At 63.6% G+C, this 887-nt stretch carries 2 protein-coding genes; both read right to left on the bottom strand.

Annotated elements, in window-relative coordinates:
• A partial coding sequence (locus EOA33_RS37080) for a CoA-binding protein (RefSeq protein ID WP_145989570.1) occupies positions 1 to 359 on the bottom strand: 359 nt, incomplete at its 3' end.
• Positions 356 to 887, bottom strand: a 532-nt coding sequence (locus tag EOA33_RS37075; protein ID WP_127407817.1) for an AAA family ATPase, incomplete at its 5' end; no start/stop codon positions are given. The genes EOA33_RS37080 and EOA33_RS37075, both read right to left, overlap by 4 nt.

The following is an 887-nucleotide window of genomic DNA, read 5'->3' as shown; positions in this document are numbered from 1 at the left end:
GCGCGGACAGCCGCCTCGTCATTGCGCACGCCAAGCTGCATCCAGACCACTTTCGGCAAGGGATCGAGCCGCAGAATCTGATCTAGGATGCCCGGCACCGCGACCGAGCCACGAAAGATGTCCACCATGTCGACCGGCTGCGGCACGTCGGCGAGGCTTGCGTAGACGGTACGGCCGAGAATTTCCTTGCCGGCATGGCCAGGATTGATCGGGAACACCGAGAACCCCTTGGCCAGCAGGTATTTCAGCACGAAAAAACTCGGCCGAACGTCGTTGGGCGACGCGCCGACCATGGCGACGGTCTTCACCGAATTGAGGATGCCGGCGATATAGGTGTTGTCGTAGCTGTCGTGGTTCATGCCTCGTCCTCATACAGCGCTTCAGCGAGAAAACCATCCGGATCGCCGCAGAAATCGCGCATCATGCGAAAGTGGTCGGTGTCGCGAAAATCGACCAGGTCGAGCCCGAAGCGGCTGATGCGGAACAGGCGCGCGCCGGGACAGGCCATCAGCAGCGGCGAGTGCGTCGCCATGATCACCTGCGCGGTGCCGGACTGGTCCATCCGCCCGAGCAGCTTGAGCAGTTCGATCTGGCGCGTCGGCGAAAGCGCGCTTTCCGGCTCGTCCAAGATGTAGATGCCTTGCCGACGGCAGCGCTCCTCGAAGAAGCGGATGAAGCCCTCGCCATGCGACCAGGAGAGGAAATCGGGCGGCGCACCACCAGAGTCCAGCGCCGCCTGATCGAGGTAACGAGCGACGGAGTAGAAGGACTCGGCCCGGAAGAACCAGCCGGCCGTGACCTTCGGCAGCCAGTGGCCGCGCAAGGCGTTGGCCAGCGCGGTCCCGCTCTTGTCGATGGCAGCCGAATGATCGACCGGCCTGTAACCC

Origin of the sequence: Mesorhizobium sp. M4A.F.Ca.ET.050.02.1.1 (assembly GCF_003997725.1) — a bacterium.
Classification (GTDB): domain Bacteria; phylum Pseudomonadota; class Alphaproteobacteria; order Rhizobiales; family Rhizobiaceae; genus Mesorhizobium.
The sequence above is the reverse complement of the archived record's forward strand: the minus strand, read 5'-3'. Positions and strand labels throughout refer to the sequence as shown.